Annotated in this window: 1 rRNA gene; it reads right to left on the minus strand. The window is 48.5% G+C overall.

The features are described from left to right. Positions 1-51: 51 nt before the first annotated feature. Positions 52-2,938 (minus strand): 23S ribosomal RNA (locus P20311_RS12420). Between the last annotated feature and the right edge of the window lie 217 nt (positions 2,939-3,155).

Below are 3,155 nucleotides of genomic sequence, written 5' to 3' on the forward strand. Positions count from 1 at the left end.
TATTAACTTCTTCGCTTGTTTCACTATCACATAAAACGCGTTTGGCGTTGTATGGTTAAGCCTCACGGGTAATTAGTACAAGTTAGCTTAATGGCTCACACCACTTCCACATCTTGCCTATCAACGTTGTAGTCTTCAACGGCCCTTCAGAGACTTTAAAAGTCTAGTGAGAACTCATCTCGAGGCCTGCTTCGCGCTTAGATGCTTTCAGCGCTTATCAGTTCCGAACGTAGCTACCGGGCAATGCCATTGGCATGACAACCCGAACACCAGCGGTTCGTTCACTCCGGTCCTCTCGTACTAGGAGCAACCCCTCTCAATTCTCAAACGCCCACGGCAGATAGGGACCGAACTGTCTCACGACGTTCTAAACCCAGCTCGCGTACCACTTTAAATGGCGAACAGCCATACCCTTGGGACCGACTTCAGCCCCAGGATGTGATGAGCCGACATCGAGGTGCCAAACACCGCCGTCGATATGAACTCTTGGGCGGTATCAGCCTGTTATCCCCGGAGTACCTTTTATCCGTTGAGCGATGGCCCTTCCATTCAGAACCACCGGATCACTATGACCTACTTTCGTACCTGCTCGACGTGTCTGTCTCGCAGTTAAGCTGGCTTCTACCATTACACTAACCGTACGATGTCCGACCGTACTTAGCCAACCTTCGTGCTCCTCCGTTACTCTTTGGGAGGAGACCGCCCCAGTCAAACTACCCACCAGGCACTGTCCGTAACCCCGATTCAGGGGCCAACGTTAGAACATCAAAACTACAAGGGTGGTATTTCAAGGACGACTCCACAAAAACTAGCGTCTCTGCTTCTAAGTCTCCCACCTATCCTACACATGTAGGTTCAATGTTCAGTGCCAAGCTGTAGTAAAGGTTCACGGGGTCTTTCCGTCTAGCCGCGGGTACACAGCATCTTCACTGCGATTTCAATTTCACTGAGTCTCGGGTGGAGACAGCGTGGCCATGGTTACACCATTCGTGCAGGTCGGAACTTACCCGACAAGGAATTTCGCTACCTTAGGACCGTTATAGTTACGGCCGCCGTTTACCGGGGCTTCGATCAAGAGCTTCTCCGAAGATAACCCCATCAATTAACCTTCCGGCACCGGGCAGGTGTCACACCGTATACGTCATCTTGCGATTTTGCACAGTGCTGTGTTTTTAATAAACAGTCCCAGCCACCTGGTCACTGCGGCTCCAATCAGCTTAGAGAGCAAGTCTCATCACCAATCGGAGCGTACCTTCTCCCGAAGTTACGGTACGATTTTGCCTAGTTCCTTCACCCGAGTTCTCTCAAGCGCCTTAGTATTCTCTACCTGACCACCTGTGTCGGTTTGGGGTACGATTCGGTATAATCTGAAGCTTAGAGGCTTTTCCTGGAAGTATGGCATCAGCAACTTCATCACCTTGGTGACTCGTCTCGTGTCTCAGCCTAACAGCAACCCGGATTTACCTAAGTCACTAGCCTACACACTTTCACATGGACTACCATCGCCATGCTTGCTTAGCCTGCTCCGTCCCCCCATCGCAATTATACCAAGTACGGAAATATTAATCCGTTTCCCATCGACTACGCCTTTCGGCCTCGCCTTAGGGGTCGACTTACCCTACCCTGATTAACATGGGATAGGAACCCTTGGTCTTCCGGCGTGCGGGTTTTTCACCCGCATTATCGTTACTCATGTCAGCATTCGCACTTCTGATACGTCCAGCATACCTCCCGGTACACCTTCAACCGCTTACAGAACGCTCCCCTACCACTCAGAATAAATTCTGAATCCGCAGCTTCGGTGCATAGTTTAGCCCCGTTACATCTTCCGCGCAGACCGACTCGACCAGTGAGCTATTACGCTTTCTTTAAAGGATGGCTGCTTCTAAGCCAACCTCCTGGCTGTCTGGGCCTTTCCACATCGTTTCCCACTTAACTATGACTTTGGGACCTTAGCTGGCGGTCTGGGTTGTTTCCCTCTTCACGACGGACGTTAGCACCCGCCGTGTGTCTCCCGGATATTACTTTACGGTATTCGGAGTTTGCAAAGGGTTGGTAAGTCGGGATGACCCCCTAGCCTTAACAGTGCTCTACCCCCGTAAGTATTCGTCCGAGGCTCTACCTAAATAGATTTCGGGGAGAACCAGCTATCTCCCGGTTTGATTAGCCTTTCACTCCTAACCACAGGTCATCCCCTAACTTTTCAACGTTAGTGGGTTCGGTCCTCCAGTTGATGTTACTCAACCTTCAACCTGCCCATGGCTAGATCACCGGGTTTCGGGTCTATACCTTGCAACTATTCGCCCAGTTAAGACTCGGTTTCCCTACGGCTACCCTAATCGGTTAACCTCGCTACAAAATATAAGTCGCTGACCCATTATACAAAAGGTACGCAGTCACCTAACAAGTAGGCTCCTACTGCTTGTACGTACACGGTTTCAGGTTCTATTTCACTCCCCTCACAGGGGTTCTTTTCGCCTTTCCCTCACGGTACTGGTTCACTATCGGTCAGTTGGGAGTATTTAGCCTTAGATGATGGTCCACCTATATTCAGTCAAAGTTTCACGTGCTCCGACCTACTCGATTTCACTTAAAATGCATTTTCATGTACGGGACTATCACCCTGTATCGTGGCACTTTCCAGAGCCTTCCATTAACACATAATAAGCTTAAGGGCTGTTCCGATTTCGCTCGCCGCTACTTTCGGAATCTCGGTTGATTTCTTTTCCTACGGGTACTTAGATGTTTCAGTTCTCCGCGTTCGCCTCGTTAACCTATGTATTCAGTTAACGATACCTGCAAGCAGGTGGGTTTCCCCATTCGGAAATCCTAGTCTCAAGTGCTTTTTACTAGCTTGACTAGGCTTATCGCAAGTTAATACGTCCTTCATCGCCTCCAACTGCCAAGGCATCCACCGTGTACGCTTAGTCACTTAACCATACAACCCAAACGGGTCTTTGTTTTGTGACAGTTTAACTTCGCCAGAAGTTAATATTGAATACTAAAGTAGATACCAATCAACAAACGTAAAACGTTCATTAAATGGCACTGAATGATACTGCTATCATTCTTTTTTACTTTTGAAAACTCTGTACAAATAACAAATGTTATTCATACGAATTTTATTATCAGCTTTTCCAAATTTTTAAAGAGCA

It is taken from the genome of Pseudoalteromonas sp. BSi20311 (assembly GCF_000239875.1).
Taxonomy (GTDB): Bacteria; Pseudomonadota; Gammaproteobacteria; order Enterobacterales; family Alteromonadaceae; genus Pseudoalteromonas.